This window comes from Nocardia sp. NPDC055029 (genome assembly GCF_053608525.1).
Map to the genome: position 1 here is coordinate 44,837 of NZ_JBSGVQ010000041.1, position 17,289 is coordinate 62,125.

At 70.0% G+C, this 17,289-nt stretch carries 16 protein-coding genes; 5 read left to right on the forward strand and 11 right to left on the reverse strand.

Annotated elements, in window-relative coordinates; translation table 11 throughout:
- Positions 1–2: 2 nt before the first annotated feature.
- The 4 genes from ACWF9G_RS28260 to ACWF9G_RS28275 all read right to left on the reverse strand — a co-directional run bounded on the left by ACWF9G_RS28260 (position 3) and on the right by ACWF9G_RS28275 (position 6,311).
- Positions 3–2,084, reverse strand: a complete 2,082-nt coding sequence (locus tag ACWF9G_RS28260; protein ID WP_452519000.1) for an acyltransferase family protein — start codon at positions 2,082–2,084, stop codon at positions 3–5.
- A 131-nt stretch (positions 2,085–2,215) separates the two neighbouring features.
- Entirely contained in the window at positions 2,216–3,079 is an 864-nt protein-coding gene (locus ACWF9G_RS28265) for an arylamine N-acetyltransferase family protein (protein WP_452519002.1), read from the reverse strand.
- 82 nt (positions 3,080–3,161) lie between these two features.
- On the reverse strand, positions 3,162–4,151 hold the full coding sequence (locus ACWF9G_RS28270; protein ID WP_452519003.1) for a TAXI family TRAP transporter solute-binding subunit: 990 nt from the start codon (positions 4,149–4,151) through the stop codon (positions 3,162–3,164).
- Positions 4,152–4,184: 33 nt separating this feature from the next.
- Complete coding sequence (locus ACWF9G_RS28275; protein ID WP_452519004.1) at positions 4,185–6,311, reverse strand: TRAP transporter permease; 2,127 nt, start codon at positions 6,309–6,311, stop codon at positions 4,185–4,187.
- A gap of 157 nt (positions 6,312–6,468) precedes the next feature.
- Here ACWF9G_RS28275 and ACWF9G_RS28280 point away from each other — a divergent pair, with 157 nt between their 5' ends.
- Positions 6,469–7,647: a winged helix DNA-binding domain-containing protein gene (locus ACWF9G_RS28280; protein ID WP_452519005.1), complete on the forward strand. Its 1,179-nt coding sequence runs from the start codon at positions 6,469–6,471 to the stop codon at positions 7,645–7,647.
- A 51-nt stretch (positions 7,648–7,698) separates the two neighbouring features.
- Here the strand turns inward: ACWF9G_RS28280 and nadC are convergent, their stop codons facing one another.
- The 3 genes from nadC to nadA form a co-directional block, all read right to left on the reverse strand.
- Positions 7,699–8,559, reverse strand: coding sequence for a carboxylating nicotinate-nucleotide diphosphorylase (gene nadC, locus ACWF9G_RS28285; RefSeq protein WP_379308746.1), 861 nt, complete (start codon positions 8,557–8,559; stop codon positions 7,699–7,701).
- A 97-nt stretch (positions 8,560–8,656) separates the two neighbouring features.
- Complete coding sequence (locus ACWF9G_RS28290) at positions 8,657–10,312, reverse strand: L-aspartate oxidase (RefSeq protein WP_452519008.1); 1,656 nt, start codon at positions 10,310–10,312, stop codon at positions 8,657–8,659.
- 38 nt (positions 10,313–10,350) lie between these two features.
- On the reverse strand, positions 10,351–11,388 hold the full coding sequence (gene nadA / locus ACWF9G_RS28295; protein WP_379308744.1) for a quinolinate synthase NadA: 1,038 nt from the start codon (positions 11,386–11,388) through the stop codon (positions 10,351–10,353).
- A 78-nt stretch (positions 11,389–11,466) separates the two neighbouring features.
- Between nadA and ACWF9G_RS28300 the strand changes: the two genes are divergently transcribed.
- Positions 11,467–12,195, forward strand: coding sequence for an NUDIX hydrolase (locus ACWF9G_RS28300; RefSeq protein ID WP_379308743.1), 729 nt, complete (start codon positions 11,467–11,469; stop codon positions 12,193–12,195).
- A 10-nt stretch (positions 12,196–12,205) separates the two neighbouring features.
- On the opposite strand, the gene ACWF9G_RS28305 is transcribed toward ACWF9G_RS28300, so the two are convergent.
- Positions 12,206–12,880, reverse strand: coding sequence for a TetR/AcrR family transcriptional regulator (locus ACWF9G_RS28305; RefSeq protein WP_379308742.1), 675 nt, complete (start codon positions 12,878–12,880; stop codon positions 12,206–12,208).
- A 95-nt stretch (positions 12,881–12,975) separates the two neighbouring features.
- Here ACWF9G_RS28305 and ACWF9G_RS28310 point away from each other — a divergent pair, with 95 nt between their 5' ends.
- Genes ACWF9G_RS28310 through ACWF9G_RS28320 form a run of 3 tightly spaced genes read left to right on the forward strand, consistent with a single transcriptional unit; the run spans position 12,976 to position 15,252 of the window.
- A complete protein-coding gene (locus tag ACWF9G_RS28310; protein ID WP_452519011.1) occupies positions 12,976–13,929 on the forward strand; it encodes an ABC transporter ATP-binding protein in 954 nt (317 codons plus the stop codon).
- On the forward strand, positions 13,926–14,729 hold the full coding sequence (locus ACWF9G_RS28315; RefSeq protein WP_452519012.1) for an ABC transporter permease: 804 nt from the start codon (positions 13,926–13,928) through the stop codon (positions 14,727–14,729). Before ACWF9G_RS28310 ends, ACWF9G_RS28315 begins: the two co-directional genes overlap by 4 nt.
- Before the next feature lie 34 nt (positions 14,730–14,763).
- Positions 14,764–15,252 carry a nitroreductase/quinone reductase family protein gene (locus tag ACWF9G_RS28320; RefSeq protein ID WP_452519014.1) on the forward strand — a complete coding sequence of 163 codons (489 nt, stop codon included), beginning with the start codon at positions 14,764–14,766 and terminating at the stop codon, positions 15,250–15,252.
- A gap of 7 nt (positions 15,253–15,259) precedes the next feature.
- On the opposite strand, the gene ACWF9G_RS28325 is transcribed toward ACWF9G_RS28320, so the two are convergent.
- The 3 genes from ACWF9G_RS28325 to ACWF9G_RS28335 form a co-directional block, all read right to left on the reverse strand.
- Positions 15,260–15,427: a hypothetical protein gene (locus ACWF9G_RS28325; RefSeq protein ID WP_452519016.1), complete on the reverse strand. Its 168-nt coding sequence runs from the start codon at positions 15,425–15,427 to the stop codon at positions 15,260–15,262.
- A gap of 94 nt (positions 15,428–15,521) precedes the next feature.
- Positions 15,522–16,625 (reverse strand): AI-2E family transporter, encoded by a 1,104-nt coding sequence (locus ACWF9G_RS28330; RefSeq protein ID WP_452519018.1) that lies wholly within the window; start codon positions 16,623–16,625, stop codon positions 15,522–15,524.
- 123 nt (positions 16,626–16,748) lie between these two features.
- On the reverse strand, positions 16,749–17,282 hold the full coding sequence (locus ACWF9G_RS28335) for a DUF1353 domain-containing protein (RefSeq protein WP_379308736.1): 534 nt from the start codon (positions 17,280–17,282) through the stop codon (positions 16,749–16,751).
- Positions 17,283–17,289: the final 7 nt, after the last annotated feature.

The window sequence follows — 17,289 nt, forward strand, 5'->3', positions numbered from 1 at the left end:
CGTTACCACCAGCCGGTGATCGCCCCGATCTGGCGCCCGAGCTCGGGGGCGAGCGAGCGCGCGTAGCTGGCGGTCAGGTGGTGTTCGTCGCGGTAGATGAGCACATTGCCCTCGACGACCCGGCACCGCTGCGGCCTGCACACGGCATCGGAGAGATCGAGCAGAGAGACGTTCGGGTACCCGGCCGCCGGTTCCGCGGCCGGGTCGACGGCGTCGAGCGCGTCGGCACGGTCCAGTCCGCAGCTGTCGGGATCGCCGCGGTGGGCCAGGCAGTCGGTGGCGCGGTAGAGGACGCCGTCGCGGCGCAGTCGCGGAGTATCGCGCAGCGCCAGCACATTCAGGCCGCGGTCCTGCATCGCCGACCACACCTCGAGGTATTCGCCGGGCACTTCGTCACCCAGACCGTCCTTGCGATACCGCGTCGACAGGGTGAGCACCCAGTCCGGCGGCTCGGCGGCCAGCCGGTCGAGCACCTCCACCGACCATTCGTGGCATTCGGGGAACGGCCATTCGGCATACGAGGGCTGATCGGCGAGGGTGACCGGGCATCCCTCCTTGAGATAGGAGACCACCCGGATGCCGTGCTCGACGCCGAGCAGTTCCAGCGCGGGAATCCAGTGCTCGGAGTGCGATCCGCCGACCACCGCGATCGAGCGGGTGGCGGTGTGGTCGCCGTAGGTACAGGTGCGGACCTCGCGGTTGGGGGTGATGCAGCCGTCGGTCGTCGGCGGCGGCGAGTCGGCCTGCCCTTCGAACACGGTGGGGCGCATCGGTTCCGGCGAGTACTCCGCGCCCGACAGCAGGGCGGCCGCCCCCGGATACCGGTCGATGTCGAGTGCCTGCGGCGGCACCGCAGGATTGGCCCGCAGCACCAGCTGCCAGCTCAGCGCCGAGGCGAGCACGGCGACGGCGAGCGCGCCGACCAGCACCCCCGTCGGCCGATGCCTGCCGACGGGGCTGTCCTGGCCGGTCGGCGGCAGCCGCAACGGCGTCTCGATCAGGCGGGTGGTGGCATACGCCAGCACCAGCGAGACGCCGATCACGATCAGCCCGTCGGCAAGCCCGGCGTGCGCGCGGCCGGATTCGGCCAGATAGAAGATGAGAATCGGCCAGTGCCACAGATACAGCGGGTAGGCGATGGCGCCGAGTTCGGTGCAGACCCGCCCGGCCAGCACCCGGTTCGGCCACGCCGCCACCCCCGCGACACCGAATCCGGAGGCGATCACCAGGCACGCCGCGGCTACCGGCCACAGCGCCGCCACCCCGGGAAACTGGATGGCGCCGTCGAAGATCGGTCCGCACGACAGCACCATCAGCAGACCCACCGCGGCGGCGAATCCACGCATTCGCCGCGGCAACCGCAGCCACGGCGCGGCCACGGCCAGCGCCGCACCGGCCAGCAGTTCCCAGCCGCGCGCGACGCTGTCGTAGTAGGTCCACGCCTGATGCTGCGCGGAGCCGGACGCGGCGTACCAGAACGAGAGCAACCCCACCCCGGTCAGCACCATCAGCAGCGCGGGCCGACCGGCCGCGCCACGTCGTCGCAGCCACGCCCACCCGGCCAGGACCGCGAGGATCACCAGGTAGAACTGGCCCTGCACCGACATCGACCACAGATGCTGCAACGGACTGACCGACGGATCGGGCGCCAGGTAGTCGAGTTCGGCGGTCGCGAGATACCAGTTCTGCACGTAGAACATCGAGGCCAGCGTCTGCGCCGCCGTCTCACCCAGCTGGGTGTACGGCCGCAGGGCGACCGTGGCGAGCACGATGGCCGCCAGCACCACCACCAGCGACGGCATCAACCGGCGCACGGTGCGCCGCGCGGTCACCCGGGCGGACACACCACCACGGCGTTCGACCCCGCGCACCACCGCGCCGGTGAAGAAGAACCCCGACAGCACGAGAAACACGTCGACCCCGCCGGACACCCGGCCCGCCCACACGTGGAACGCGACGACCAGCGCGATCGCGACACCACGCAACCCGTCCAGGTCCTGCCGTCGCCCGGCCGAGGCGACGACGGGTCGACGAAGAACCGCCGTCTCCGGCGCAACCGCGGACGCGGACTGAACTTTCGGCACGAACGACCCCAACGATTCGGACCCCACAGCACACAGCGGGGGTTGTTTCCCGGCAAGTAACCATCAATTTGCCGTAGCGTCACGTGGGAAGCAAACCGCCGAGCCGTGGTCGAGGCCCGAGATGTGGGCCGCTAGTGGGTCCGCCAGGGCATCGTCACCAGCGTGGCCGCGTCGGATTCGTCGAGGTCGATGTCGAATACCTCGGTCAGCACCTTGGGCAGTTCGCCCGGTTCGAGTTCCCGCGAGTACCCGGTGCCGTCGGGATATTCGGTGGTCATCGTCATATCGTCGAGAATGTGGTGGACCTCGGGCAGGAACCGCTGCAGGAAGGGCCGGGTGGTGAACGGCGATCGCGGCGACGTCGAGACGAAGTGGTTGCCGACGGCGTAATCGATCCGGTACTGCGGGTTCTCGGTGAAGGTGTAGCGATCGATCCAGCCGTCGCGGCCGAACTGGAACAGCACCCACAGGTCGCCTGCGCGGCGTTCGAGGCGGTAGCGCCACTCGCCGAGACTGAATTCACCACGCCCGTCGACCAATTCGAACGGTTCGAGCGGGCCGAAGCCGAAGCCGACGTCGCAGATCCAGACGCGATCGTCGTCGGGTGTCGTCACCCGCAGCAGAGCGTGGGTGGCGGGCCGGATCGCACCGTCGGCGAGCGCGCCGTAGGTGACACGGCCGCTCAGGCCGGAGACACCGAACCCGAACCGTTCCAGCACGGCGGCGAACACGCCGACGTTCTCGAAGCAGTAGCCACCGCGGCGGCGCCGGATCAGCTTGTCCTGCAACGCCTCCAGCTCGAGCGGAATCCCGCGCCCGAGGATGATCTCGAGATTTTCGAAGGGAATCGACGTGGTGTGGCCGCGGACCAGCGCGCGCAACGTGTCGACGGAGGCGGTGCGCGGTCCGTGGTAGCCGATCCGGGCCAGATAGGCCTCCAGATCCAGGTCCTCGCCCAGCCAGCGGTCGTCGCGTCGCGCAGCAGCCTCGGTCATACGTCGCACAACCGCGCGGCGGCGATCCTTGTTCCCGGCCGTGACCGTCGCGACCGCACCCGCGGACGCGACGGTCCAGCACTCAGCCCAGCGCGACCGCCGACCCGCGGTGCAGCTGCACCGGCTCGGTCTTGCTCGCGGTGTCGGCATCGATGCCCTTCGCGGCCGGATTCGCCTGCTCCAGCTGCGGCTTGCGGTCGAGCAGCGTCTTGGTGAGCACACAGGCCAGGTTCGCGTCCAGGTCGTCGCGGACGACGAGCAGGTTGGGCACCACGATGGTGGGCACGTCGGCGGCGAGGCCGTAGGTGGCGGCGGGAATGGCCGCCGTCTCGTACACCGGGTTGATCTCCTTCAGCTTGGGCAGCACCCCGGTGATGTCGAGGAAACGGACCTTGTCCCTGGCGGTGGTGAACAGGTCGGTGATGCCGGGCGTCGGCAGGCCACCCGACCAGAACATCGCGTCGATGGAACCGTCCTTGAGGCCGTCGACGGTTTTGGTCAGGTCGAGGCGTTGCGCAGAGACATCGCTGTCGGGATTGAGACCGGCGGCTTGCAGCACGCGCTGCGCGATGACCTCGGTGCCCGATTTGGGCGATCCGGTGGACACCCGCTTGCCGCGCAGGTCGGCCAGCGAGTTGATCCCGGCGTCGGCGCGCACGATCACCTGGGTGTAGTTGTCGTAGAGCCGGGCCAGCGCGCGCACCGGCTGCGGGCTGGTGAAGCTGCCCTTGCCCTGCACGGCGTCGGCGGCGGAGTCGGCCAGCGAGAAGCCCACCTGGTAGGTGCCGCCGACGACCTGCTGGATGTTCTGCACCGACGCGCCGGTCTCGGCGGCGGTCGCCTTGACCGTGCCCCCGGTGGCGGCCGAGATCTGCTCGGCGTAGGCATTGCCCAGCGCGAAGTACACGCCGGTCGCGTTGCCGGTGGCGATGCCGATCCTGGTGTCCTGCTTCACTTCACAGGTCACCTCGCCGCCCGCGTCGGCGGTCGGGGTGTCCTGCCGCCCGCCGCATCCGGTGAGCAAGGCCGCCGCGGCGGATACCGCGACCACGGCGACAACTGTTCTGACCATGAGGTCCCTCTCGTCGGAGCTGATGTCCACGGATCACGATGTGTCCGTGGCTGTTCGGCGTCGCATCCGGTCGACGACGCCCGCGAGTACGGCGACGAGCAGCACCGCGAGCCCGATGCCGGTCGCGGTCGGATTCGGGTAGAGCAAGGTCAAACCGGCCACCGCGGCCAGCCCGCGCGGGACCGGCCCGACCGCGCCGATGCCGAACAGCCAGCCGCCCGTCGCCGCCGCCAGCGCCGCCACGCCGACACAGGCGGCCGCGCTCACCCACAGCACGTCGAGCAGGGCGCCGCGGCCGAGCAGGTGCTGGCCGGAGTCGGTGAGCACGAACATCAGCGGCACCAGGAACGCGGGCAGCGCGTATCGCAGGGCAGCCCACATGGTGGGCATGGCTTTCGCTCCGGTGACCGCGGCCGCGCCGACGGCGGCCAGCGCGGTCGGCGGCGTCACCTCCGAGAGCACCGAGAAGTAGAAGACGAACATCGCGGCCGCCGGCGCGGCGACGTCCAGGTCGAGCAACGCGGGCCCGATGATCACCCAGCCGATGACGAACGACGCCGTCACCGGCACCGCCAGCCCCAGCAGCGACAGCGCGATCGCCGCCAGCACCGCGGTCGTCGCCAGGACCACGGCGGGGTCGTCGGACAGCACCGACCCGGCCCGCACCAGCAACGACGCCAGTTGCGCGCCGAGGCCGGTCTTGGTGGTCATCGCCGTGATCACGCCCGCCGCCGCACACACCGCGACCACGGGCAGCGCCGAGCGCATGCCGAGCGACAGCGCGCGCAGGGCCTCCAGCGCGAACTGCCCGATCTCCTTGCCCGACCACCGCCGCCCGTCGGCACTCGGAACAGCTTGTTGGCCAGCTACTTTCGCGTCTTCGTCGCCGGATGCCGCCCGCGCGCGCAGCATCCGGTCCGGCACGGCCAGGATCAGGGCGAGCACCGTGGCGTAGACGACGGCGCGGGTCGCGCTCATCCCGGCCAGCAGCAGCACGACGATCACGATCAGCGAGGAGAAGTGATACCCGAAGCGCCCCAGCAGTTTCCACCACGGCGTCGGCAGCGGCCCCTCGGCGAGGTCGGCGGGCGAGCGTCCCTCGGCGTGGATGCGGCGGGCGTCGATCTCGACCGACAGCAAGATGCCGAGGTAGTAGAGCAGCGTCGGGATCAGCGCCCAGCCGAGCACCGTCACGTACGACACGTCGAGATATTCGGCGACGATGAACGCCGCGACGCCCAGCGTGGGCGGCGACAGGATCGCACCGACACCGGCCGCGGCGAGCATGCCGCCCGCCTGTTCGGGCCGGTAGCCCGCCCGGCGCAGGATCGGCCAGGTGACCGCGCCGGTGCTCACCGCGGTCGCGGTGCCCGACCCGGAGACGGTGCCGAGCAGGAACCCCGACACCACCGCTGTCCGTCCCGCCGCGCTGTGCGATCGACGGAACAGCGAAACCGACAGATCGACGAAGAACCGTGCGGCACCGGAGAATTCGAGGACGGCTCCGTAGAGGGTGAACAACACGATGTAGCTGGCCGCCACGTCCAGCGGCGTCCCGTAGAAGCCGCTGCCGGAGTTGTACAGGGCGTCGACGATCTGGTCGACATCGAGTCCGGCGTGCGCGATCGCCCAGTCCTGCGGCAGCAGTCCGCCGTAGTAGCCGTAGGCGAGGAACACCAGGCACACCGCGGGCAGGATGATCCCGGTGGTGCGCCTGCACGCTTCCAGCACCAGTACCAGCAGCAATCCGCCCATCACCACATCCAGTGGCGCCAGCATCCCCTGCCGGTCGAGGAACGCGTTGTAACCGCCACCCGCGTCGCCGATGCGCACCGGCAGGATCGGATACAGGCACACCAGCAGCGCGACCGCGGCCAGCACCCAGTCGAGCACGGCGGGACCGTCGGCGCGATCGAGCCTGCCCCACCAGGACCGGTAGCTCAGGTACACCAGCGGCAGCGCGACCGCGAGAAACACCACCAGGTAGTACTGACTGCCTTCGGCCAGCGGCCGGAACACCTGCCACACCGACAGCAGCGCCAGCCCGAGCGCGACCACGGCGACCAGGCGGCCCGCGAACCCGGACAGCACCCGCGCAGGCCGCTCCTCGTCGTCCACGCCCAGTTCAGCGGCAGTGACGACCGGTGGCGCTGAGCTCATGAGCGGACCATAGCAACGGGATTCGCGCGTCGGAGTGAAAACGACGACCGCGCGGTCTGCACAAAATGGACATTTCGCGCCGGTCGATTCGGCCGCCGATCAGCGCAGCGAACCCACGGATGGCGAGACTGTCGGTGCCCCCACCTACGATCCGGACATGCTCTCGATCGATGTCGCGCAGCGACGCGCACGCCTGGCGACCCGGCATCGCCTCGCGCCGTCGGCTCGCTCGACCGACCCCGTCGACATCGCCCGCTCGATGGTGGTGCTGCACGCCACCGATCCGGCGACGGTGTACCTGTCGGTCGGCGCCCGCGGCATCGATCTCACCCCGGTGGATGTCGAGAAGGCGCTCTACGACGACCGCACCCTGCTGCGGCTGCTCGCCATGCGCCGCACCATGTTCGTCGCGCCGACCGAATTGCTGCCGGTCCTGCAAGCCTCCACCTGCGATGCGCTCGCGCACAAGCAGCGTCGCGCCTACGGCCGCTATATCGAACAGGCCGGGGTCGTCGACGGCGACATCCAGTCCTGGCTCAGCGATGTCGAGGCCGAGACGCACACCGCGCTGCTGGCCCGCGGGGCGGCGACCGGCGTGCAGTTGAGCAAGGACGTGCCGCGCCTGCGCACCCAGATCGATACGGCTCCCGGCAAGTCGTATTCGAAGCCGACCAGCATCACCACCTGGGTCCTGGTGGTGCTCGGCGCCGAGGGCCGGATCGTGCGCGGGCGCCCGAACGGCAGCTGGGCCAGTAGCCAGTACACCTGGGCGCCGGTCGAAACCTGGCTGCCACAAGGGTTCTCCCCTGTTCCGGCCGAGCAGGCCCGGGTGGAACTGGTGCGCCAGTGGCTCCGCGCCTTCGGTCCCGCTCCTGTCACCGACCTGAAGTGGTGGACCGGCTGGACCCTCGGTGAGGTCCGAAAAGCCTTGGCGCACCTGGATACCGTCGAGGTCGACCTGGACGGAGTCACCGGCATCCTCCTCGCCGACGACCTCGACCCGGCGCCCACCCCGGAGCCCTGGGCCGCCCTGCTCCCCGCCCTCGACCCGACTCCCATGGGCTGGCAGTCCCGCGACTGGTTCCTCGGCCCGCACGCCGAGGCCCTGTTCGACCGCAACGGCAATATCGGCCCCACCATCTGGGCCGACGGCCGCATCGTCGGCGGCTGGGCCCAACGCTCCGACGGCGAAGTGGTGACCCGGCTCCTCGAGGACATCGACGCCGACACCCGGAAGCTGATCGATGCCGAAATAGACCGCACCACAACCTGGTTCGGCGAAGTCCGCGCCATCCCCCGCTTCCGCACCCCACTACAACGCGAACTCACCGCCTGATCCTGCCCGCCGTCGAGGCGGGCGCCTCGGAACCGGTGACCGGTTACCTGCTCACATATCGAGGCCGAGGTCGAGCACGCGGACCGAGTGGGTGAGGGCGCCGATGGCGAGGTAGTCGACGCCGGTGCGGGCGTAATCGGCGGCCTGTTCGATCGAAAGCCCGCCCGAGGACTCGAGTTTCGTGTTCGGGGCGGCGGCGTCGCGGCGCTGGACGGCGGCCTGGGTCTGCCACAGCGGGAAGTTGTCGAGCAGGACCAACTCGACGTTCTCGGCCAGCACCGCGTCGAGCTGTTCGAGGCTGTCCACCTCGACCTCGCAGGCGATGTCGGGAGCGAGCTCACGGACGGCACGCAGGGCGTTGACCACCGAGCCCGCGGCGACCACGTGGTTGTCCTTGATCAGCGCCGCGTCACCCAGCCCCATCCGGTGATTCACACCGCCACCCACGCGCACCGCGTACTTCTGCAGCGCCCGCAACCCTGGCAGCGTCTTGCGGCTGTCACGGATCTCGCAGTCGGTGCCGTCGACCTCGTCGACCCAGGCCGCGGTGGCGGTGGCGATGCCGGACAGGTGGCACACCAGATTCAGCATGGTCCGCTCGGCGGTGAGCAGGCCGCGCGTCGGGGCCTCGATGCTCAGCACGGTGGTGCCCGGCTCCACCCGGGTGCCGTCGGCGACCCGGTCGGTGACGGTGTAGTTCCCGGCGCCGATCACCTCGTCGAGCACGAGCAGCCCGACATCGAGCCCGGCCACGGTGCCGTGCTGGCGCGAGACCACCGAGGCCTTGCTCACCGCGTCGGCGGGCACCGTCGCGACCGTGGTGACGTCGGGTCCGTAACGCAGGTCCTCGTCGAGCGCGGTACGGATCAGCGTCACCAGCTCGTCACGATCCAAGGCGGCATCCAGAGCCATCACTGCACTCCTGTTCTCGGGCGCACCGTGCGCCGGTTCGATAAGGCGGAGGACATGATCCGTCCACCGGTCTTGCTCGGGCGACCGCGCCCGGTACTCATCGCGCACAGACCGGCACCGCGACGACATCGACGGTGGACAATTCGAGCCCGCCGTCGTCGCCCAGCCGCACCGCGGTGCTGTGTCGCCGGTCCTCGACCTGGCCCGGGTACTCCGAGCGCGTATGGCAGCCCCGGCTCTCGGCGCGGTCGGCGGCCGCGACCAGCAGCGCTCGGGCGGTCAGCGTCAGCGCGGCGTCCTCGATCCGGCGCAATGAGCGCGGGGCGTCGAAAACCCCTTCGCCGGAGCCGGTTCCGTCGAGCGGCTGGACAGCCCGCGGCGAGGCGTTGTCCAGCGGCGAGGCCACCGACCGCGCCGCCTCGATCCGCGCCAGTGCGGAACCGAGCCCGGCACCGTCACGCACGACGGAGGCGTGCTCGGTCATCACCTGCTGCACCAGGGCCCGATCGGCGAATTCCACCGTCCACGACGGGATCTCCTCGATCCGCGAGCGCACACCGTGCCGTTCGGCGGCGGCCACACCGGCCCGTTCGCCCACCACCAAGCCCTCGAGCAGACTGTTGGAGGCCAGCCGATTCGCACCGTGCAGTCCGGTCCTGGCGACCTCTCCCGCGGCATACAGCCCGGGAACCCCGGTCCGCCCGTGAGTGTCGGTCAGCACCCCACCGCACTGGTAGTGCGCACCGGGAGCGACCGGAATCAGTTGCGCCACAGGGTCGATCCCGGCCGCCAGACACGAAGCGGTGATCGTCGGGAACCGCTGCGCGAAGCCATCGATCCGGCGCGCGTCGAGGAAGACGTGATCGGTCCCCGTCGCCCGCATCCGCTCCGCGATGGCCCGCGACACCACATCCCGCGGCGCCAGATCACCCCGCGGATGCACGCCCGCCATCACCGAGTCACCTTCGCGATCAACAAGAATCGCGCCTTCACCGCGCACGGCCTCGCTGATCAACGGCCGCCTGCCCACTCCGCCGGGCGTATAGAGCACCGTCGGATGGAACTGCACGAACTCGAGATCGGCCACCGCCGCCCCGGCCCACAGAGCCAGCGCCACACCGTCACCGGTCGCGCCGGGCGGATTGGTACTCGAGGCGTAGAGCTGTCCGAGCCCGCCGGTCGCCAGCAGCACCGCGGGCGTGCGCACGACACCGAAACCGTTGTCCGACACCGCGACGACGCCACGCACACCGTCGGGCCCGGTCACCACGCGCAGGGCGGCGGCGCCGAACAGCACCGGCAGGCCCGCCGCGTTGAGCGCCCGCTGCACCTCGGCCCCGGTGGCGTCGCCACCGGCGTGAATGATCCGGCGGGTGCTGTGCCCGCCCTCGCGGGTCCGCGAGATCTGGCCGTCCCGACCGAGATCGAAGACCGCGCCGAGGTCGGTCAGCGCCGCCACCGCCGCCTGCCCGCCCTCGACGATCGAGCGCACCGCGTCGACCTCGCACAGCCCGGCGCCGGCTTCGACCGTGTCGTGCACATGGGAATCAACCGAATCACCCTGTGGCGCAACGACAGCGATTCCGCCTTGCGCATACTGCGTCGAGGTGTCGGTGGGCCCGCCCTTGCTCAGGATGAGCACCCGCAGTCCGCGCAGCGACGCCGTGCGCGCGGCCGTCAGCCCCGCGACGCCACCGCCGATGACCACCAGGTCGACCTCGGCCTCCCAGGAGACCGGAACCGTCGCCGTCATGGTCGTTTACCGGCTCGACCACGCGGCGAAGGGCGCGGTCACTCCCCACCGCCGGGGTTGCCGATCGCGATCATCCGCTGCACCGAGGCGCGACCGGCCTCGGCCATCGCCAGGTCGACGTGCACCTCGTCGGCGCCCTCGACCAGGCAGCGCAGCAGCGCGGCCGGGGTGATCATCTTCATGTACTTGCAGGAGGCGCGATCGTTGACGGCCTGGAAGTCGATGCCGGGCGCTGCCTTGCGCAGCTGGTGCAGCATGCCGACCTCGGTCGCCACCAGCACCTGGTTCGACGTCGAGTTCTTCGCCGCGTCGATCATGCCGCCGGTGGACAGGATGTGCACCCGCTCGGCCGGGAACGCGCCCTCGCCCGCCAGGTACAGCGCCGAGGTGGCGCAGCCGCACTCCGGGTGCACGAACAGCTCGGCGTCGGGGTGGGTGCGCGCCTGCTCGGTGAGCTCGTCACCGTTGATGCCGGCGTGCACGTGGCACTCACCCGCCCAGATGTGCATGTTCGCGCGGCCGGTCTCGCGCTTGACGTGCGCGCCGAGGAACTGGTCGGGCAGGAACAGCACCTCGACGTCGGGGTCGATCGAGGCGACCACGTCGACGGCGTTGGAGGACGTGCAGCAGATGTCGGTGAGCGCCTTCACCTCGGCGGTGGTGTTGACGTAGGACACCACCTTCGCGTCGGGGTGCTCGGCCTTCCAGGCCCGCAGTTCCTCGGCGGAGATGGAATCGGCCAGCGAGCAGCCCGCGCGCTGATCCGGGATGAGCACCGTCTTGGCGGGGCTGAGAATCTTGGCGGTCTCGGCCATGAAATGCACGCCGCAGAACACGATGGTGTCCTCTTCGGCCTCGGCCGCGATCCGCGACAGCGCCAGCGAGTCGCCGACGTGGTCGGCCACGTCCTGGATCTCGGGCAGCTGGTAGTTGTGCGCGAGGATCGTGGCGTTGCGCTCACGTGCCAGCCGCCGCACCTCCTGCGCCCACTCCGGCGTCGCTTCGACACCCGTGTACCCCGTGGGTCCGTCGAAGACCGAACCCATCAGCGTCGGCTGTGTAGTCGTCGTCGCCATGGTGGCTCCCTTCCTCGTGCGAACGGCTCCATCGCCTCGATTCGCACCAAACCAGGTTTTCGACTTAGAATCGAAAACGTGCCCCATAGTAACACCATCCACGAATCGCTCACCGCGGTGTTCCAGGTTCGCCGCTTCCCCGCCGACGTTTCCGCAGGTGGCGGTGCTGCGGGTCGTTCCAGGCACCCAGAACTCGCGGTGCTGCTGTGGGAGCGGGCACTCGACCCACAGAAGGGCACCTGGTCGCTACCCGGCGGCAGGCTACGCGACGACGAGGATCTCGACGCCTCGGCCCGGCGCCAGCTCGCCGAGAAGGTCGACGTCCGCGAGCTGGCCCACCTGGAACAGCTCTCGGTGTTCAGCGACCCCGACCGCGTCCCGGCCCCGCGCCGCATCGCCTCGGCCTACCTCGGCCTGGTCCCGCTGACCACCGAACCCGAACTCCCCGCCGACACCACCTGGCATCCGGTCTCGGCACTTCCGGACATGTCCTTCGACCACCGCACCGTCGTCGACCACGCCCGCACCCGCCTTGCCGCCAAACTCTCCTACACCAACATCGCCTACGCCCTGGCCCCCGACACCTTCACCATGTCCACGCTCCGCGAAATCTATTGCGCGGCCCTGGGTTACGACGTCGACACCACCAACCTCCAACGAGTCCTCTCCCGCCGCAAGGTGATCACCCCCACCGGCGACACCGCCCCCTCCGGCCGCGCGGGCGGCCGCCCCGCCGCCCTCTACCGCTTCTCCGACTCCGGCCTCCGCGTCACCGACGAATTCGCCGCCCTACGGCCGCCGCACTGATCGGGGCCGTTCACTTCCCGGCGTCGGCGAGGATGCCGAACAGCAGGGCGTCGACACCGGCGACGAACACCTCGTCGTTGGTGATCGGGCCCTGCGCTGAGGCGGGTTCGGTCGCGAACAACGCGGCGAGGTGCGGGAAGCCGTCCGGCGGTGCGGCGAGACCGGCGCCGAGTTGCGCGGCGGACAGACCGGCCGCTTCCTGCGCGGCGAAGGTCGCGCCCCAGCCGGACAGCAGGGCGATGCCCATCATGGTCGCGCCGGCGGCGAGCCCGGCGGGGGCCAGCGCGCCGGCCATCCGGTCCAGGTAGCGCACCGAATTGGGGCCCATGGCCGTCGGGCCCGCCTGCGCCAGCCACGGGTGCCTGCGGTGCAGCGTGCGGGACTGTTCGGCGAGGGCGAGCACGTCGGTGCGCACCTCGCCGGTGGTGGCCGGGTAGTCGTATTCGCCCGCCACCCGGTCGACCATGAGCGCGATCAGGTCGTCCTTGCCGTCGACATAGCGATACAGCGAGGCGGCGGCGGTGCCGAGTTCGTCGGCGACCCCGCGCATCGAGACCGCGCGCAGCCCGCCCGCGTCGGCGCGCCGCACGCAGGCGTCGGCGAGCTGGTCGAGCGTGTACGCCGGGCGCGGCCCAGGCCTGGGAGCGCCGCCGCGCGACCACAACGAGGATCCGGTGTGCGTCATAGGTGTCAGCATGCCGCAGAACACCAGTTGCGAACAGTGTTAGCAGATGCGTATCCTGCAATTGCGAACACTGTTAGCAATGAAGGGAGAATGTCGTGCATGCCATCGAAGCCACCGCACTGACCAGGACATACGGCAGGAACACCGTGGTAGACGGGGTAGATCTGCAGGTGCCGACCGGTCAGGTACACGCCCTGCTCGGCCCGAACGGCTCGGGCAAAACCACCACGGTGCGCATGCTGGCGACCCTGGCGCGTCCCACGTCGGGCCGGGCCGCGATCCGCGGTTTCGACACCGTCGGCCAGGCCGACGACGCGAAGCGGCAGCTCGGCCTGGTCGGCCAGTTCCACGCCGTCGACCCGCGCCTGACGGGGCGGCAGAATCTCGTGCTGCTGGCCCGCCTCAACGGCTTCCGCACCGCCGCGGCCCGTCGTCACGCGGCGGAGTTGCTGGATCGCTTCGAACTGACCGCGGCCGCCGATCGCACGGCAGGCACCTATTCCGGCGGCATGCGCCGCAGGCTCGACATCATCGCGGGCATGATCGTGCGCCCCGCCGTGCTGTTCCTCGACGAGCCGACGACCGGGCTCGATCCGCACAGCCGCAACGAGATCTACACCTACGTCCGCGATTTCGTCGCCGAGGGCACCACCGTGCTGCTCACCACCCAGTACCTCGACGAGGCGCAGCGCCTGGCCGACGCGATCACCATCCTGGAAGCCGGGCGGGTGATCGCGACCGGAACTCCGGAACAGATCCTCGCGGCCGTGCCCGCCGGTCTCGACCTGGTCGTCGCCGATCCACGCCGCCACGACGAGGTGCTGGCGATCCTCGACAGCTTCGGCGGCTCGCCGGTGGATCCCCCACCGGCACAGCGTGATTCGCCGCTGGAACTGTCCTTCACCTTCGCCGGCGAGGCCCCCGGCCTGCTCACGGTCCTGCGCGCACTCGACGCGGCCGACATCACCGTCCGCGATATCGGCACCCGCGCAACCACTCTCGACGACGCGTTCCTCGCGCTCACCGGTCGCGATCGGATCGCGGCATGAGCGCCGCCGACACCCGCGAGGTGTCCGTGTACGCCGGTGCGTCGATCCTGTTCGGGCGGGTGCTGACGAACTACCGCAACTCCCCCGGCCTGTTCGCGATCACCCTGGCCGCGCCACTGGGCATGATGCTGCTGTTCGGCTTCGTCTTCGGCGGCGCGCTCGCAGGCGGCGACGCCACGGCCTACCGCGCCTACCTGGTTCCCGGCGTCCTGGTCCTGGTCGCGGCCATGGGCCTGACTTCCACCGCGTCGACCGTGAACGCCGACCTGCACAGCGGATTCACCGATCGGCTCCGCGCGCTGCCGCTGTCGCCTGCGGCCGCCCCGGCCGGGTTCGCGCTGGCCGAGACCGTGGTCGGGGTCCTCGCGCTCGCGCTGATGTCCGGCGCGGGATATCTGCTCGGCTGGCGGGTGGACGCCACGGTCGGCGAGGTCACGGCGGCGATCGCGCTGTTGCTGGCGTTCCGCTGGGTCCTGGCCTGGCTCGGCATCGCGCTCGGCGCCGCGATCAAGGACGAACAAGCGCTGCAGCAGGCGGCGCCGATGATCTTCGGCGCGCTGATGTTCTCCAACGTCTTCGTCCCCACCTCGACCATGCCCACCGGCGTCGCGACCATCGCGGAGTGGAATCCGGTGAGCGCCATCGTCGGGGCCCTGCGCACGCTGCTCGGGTCCGGTCCGGCCGCGTCGGCGGGCGCGTGGCCGACCCAGCATCCGGTACCGGCCGCCTGGCTGTGGATCGCGGCCCTGTTCGCCCTCTCTGCACCCCTCGCGATCCGCCGCTACGCGAGTTCGGCCTGAGCTACCTGTCGGTGGTCGCTGTCACACTGCTCGCATGGACAACAACGCGGCGGACGCGAAAGAGATCACTTCTTACGACGACCCGGACGCACCGTGGAACCGGGAGTACTCGGCCGAGGAGATGGCCGGGTGGAACGACGGCGTCGTCCGGGAGTTCCGGGAGAACAGCGGCCGGGTCGGCGGCGACTACGCGGGGGCCACGCTGCTGCTGTTGACGACCACCGGCGCCAAGAGCGGTAAGCAGCATGTGGTTCCGCTGGGCGCGCTGTATCGCGGCGACGTCCTGTATGTGAGCTCGTTCATCGAGGACCGGTATCCGGCCTGGGTCCACAATGCCAAGGCCGACCCACGGGTGACGATCGAGTTGGGCGGGGAGAAGTTCGCGGCGACGGCCGAGGTGCTCACCGGTGCCAGGTACGACGAGTTCGCGGCCTGGGCGCTGGCGGAGAACTCACTGCTGGCCGAGTATCAGGCCAAGGTCGACAAGCCGCTGCCCCTGGTGGTGCTGACCCGAAATACCTAGTAGGAGCTCAGGATTCGTATCGGCGATCGCGATGCTTCGGCGATCGCCGGTACGTCCGCCCGCTGGGCACCGCGGTGGCCGCGGACGAACTGCGCAATGCGTGGCGGCGCCGCCACGCGGCGAGATCAGGTCGCTCGGTCGGTGCGTCGGTCTCGGTCTTCTCGGTGGCGCGCATGGCCGTTCCTCCCCCGGTGCGGATATGACCTGTCGACGGTAGGTGAGCCGCCGCGCCGGGCGCCACCGGTTTTCCGGTGCGCGACAGCACGTCGTCACGGCCGCTTCGCTTCGCCCTCTTCTTCCGGCACCTTCTTCGGCAGCGGCGCGCCGATCAGCACATCGGCCCACCGCGTCGACGGATCGATATCGAGCAGCAGCGCCTTGACCAGCAGGGTCAGCGGGATGGCGAGCAGGGCACCGAGCGCGCCGATCACCCACGCCCAGAACACCAGTGACAGGAAGGTGACGGTCACGCCCAAACCGACGGCGTCACCGACGAATTTGGGCTGGATGATCGACTGGATGACGAAGTTGATCACCGAATAGACCACGATCACCCAGATCATCAGCGCAGGCCCACTGTCGAGCAGGGCCAGCAGCGCGGGCGGGATGACGCCGATGACGAATCCGACATTCGGGATGTAGTTGGTGATGAACGACAGCAGCGCCCACAGGATCGGCAGCGGCACCCCCATCAACCACAGTGCGCCACCGTCGATCACCGCCACGATCGCGCCGAACACGGTGGACACGATGAGGTACTTGCGGGTGCCCTCGGCGAAGGAGAGCAGCGCGTCGGCGATGGCGGGCCGCTGCCGCTGCACCACGGCCATCCGCTTTTCCATGGTCATCCCGTCGATGGCCATGAACAGCAGCAGCGCGAGGACGAAGAACAGATTCGAGAAGACCCCGAGCACCCCGCCGAGCAGCTGCTCGACGAACTCGACCACCTTGCCGATATCGACACCTTCGAGGACCTGGTGGATCTGGTCGGAGCTGACGCCCAGGTCCGACAGCAGCCCCCGGACGTTGTCGAGCAGCGAGTCCAGCTGGTCGGCGTACTCCGGGACCAGCGAGGCCAGCTGCCACGCCGACACCGTAAGTGCCCCGCCGATTCCGAGCAGAATCGCCACCACCGCGAGCAGGGCGATGATCATCCCCGCCCACGCGGACCACCCGCGCCGCTGCGCCCAGCTCTGCAACGGCTGCACCGCGATGGTGAGCATGAGTGCCAGGAAGACCGGTCCGACGATGCCGGAGAAGACTTTCAGCCCCCCGATCACGACGACGCCGGCGGCCAGCGACAGCAGGACGATCAGCCCGCGAGGGATCGACCAGGACGGTAGCGCTGCTGCGCCCGTGCTCGGCTCGGACATCGGCACTCCCTCGGTCGGGTGAACTCAGCCGGAGAGGACTTCGCGCTGCGCCGCCCAGCCCTCCGGAAACCGACGCTAAGGAGGTCACGGGCGGCGCACATCGCCCGTTCTGGATGAATCCGGCTAGGCGGTCTTCATCTGCGGGGCAGGCGGTGGCTCCGTCGTCCGCCTGCCCAGCCGCCCGACGGCCCAGAACGCCAGCTCGACCACCCAGAACAGCCACAGCGACAACGTCACCACGACGACGGGCACCGTCAGGAACACCACCGACGGCACCGCGATCACGACCCAGCGCGCGATGTCACCGGGCGTCGCGCCGCGCAACCGGCTACCCAGACGCACTGCGGCCCACATCATCCAGCGCCGCGGCGTCGAGACCGCGAACTCGTGCAGGCAGCGACGGAAGATACCGTCGGCGTCGGCACGGCTGATCGTGTCCGTGCGGCACAGGTAGTCGTGCAGGATCGCGGCCCTGGTGTAGGCGCCGTAGCGCGGGATCAGCCAGACCAGCGAACGTGGCACCGAAGCGAAGTCGGTGCGGAAACCGGCGGGGACCGTAAAGGTTTGGACCGCACCCTGATACGTGAGCGGCTCGATGAGGCGCCAGAATTTCGCGTCCAGTTCCTCGACGACCGGACCACCACCGATGAATGCCACGACCGCT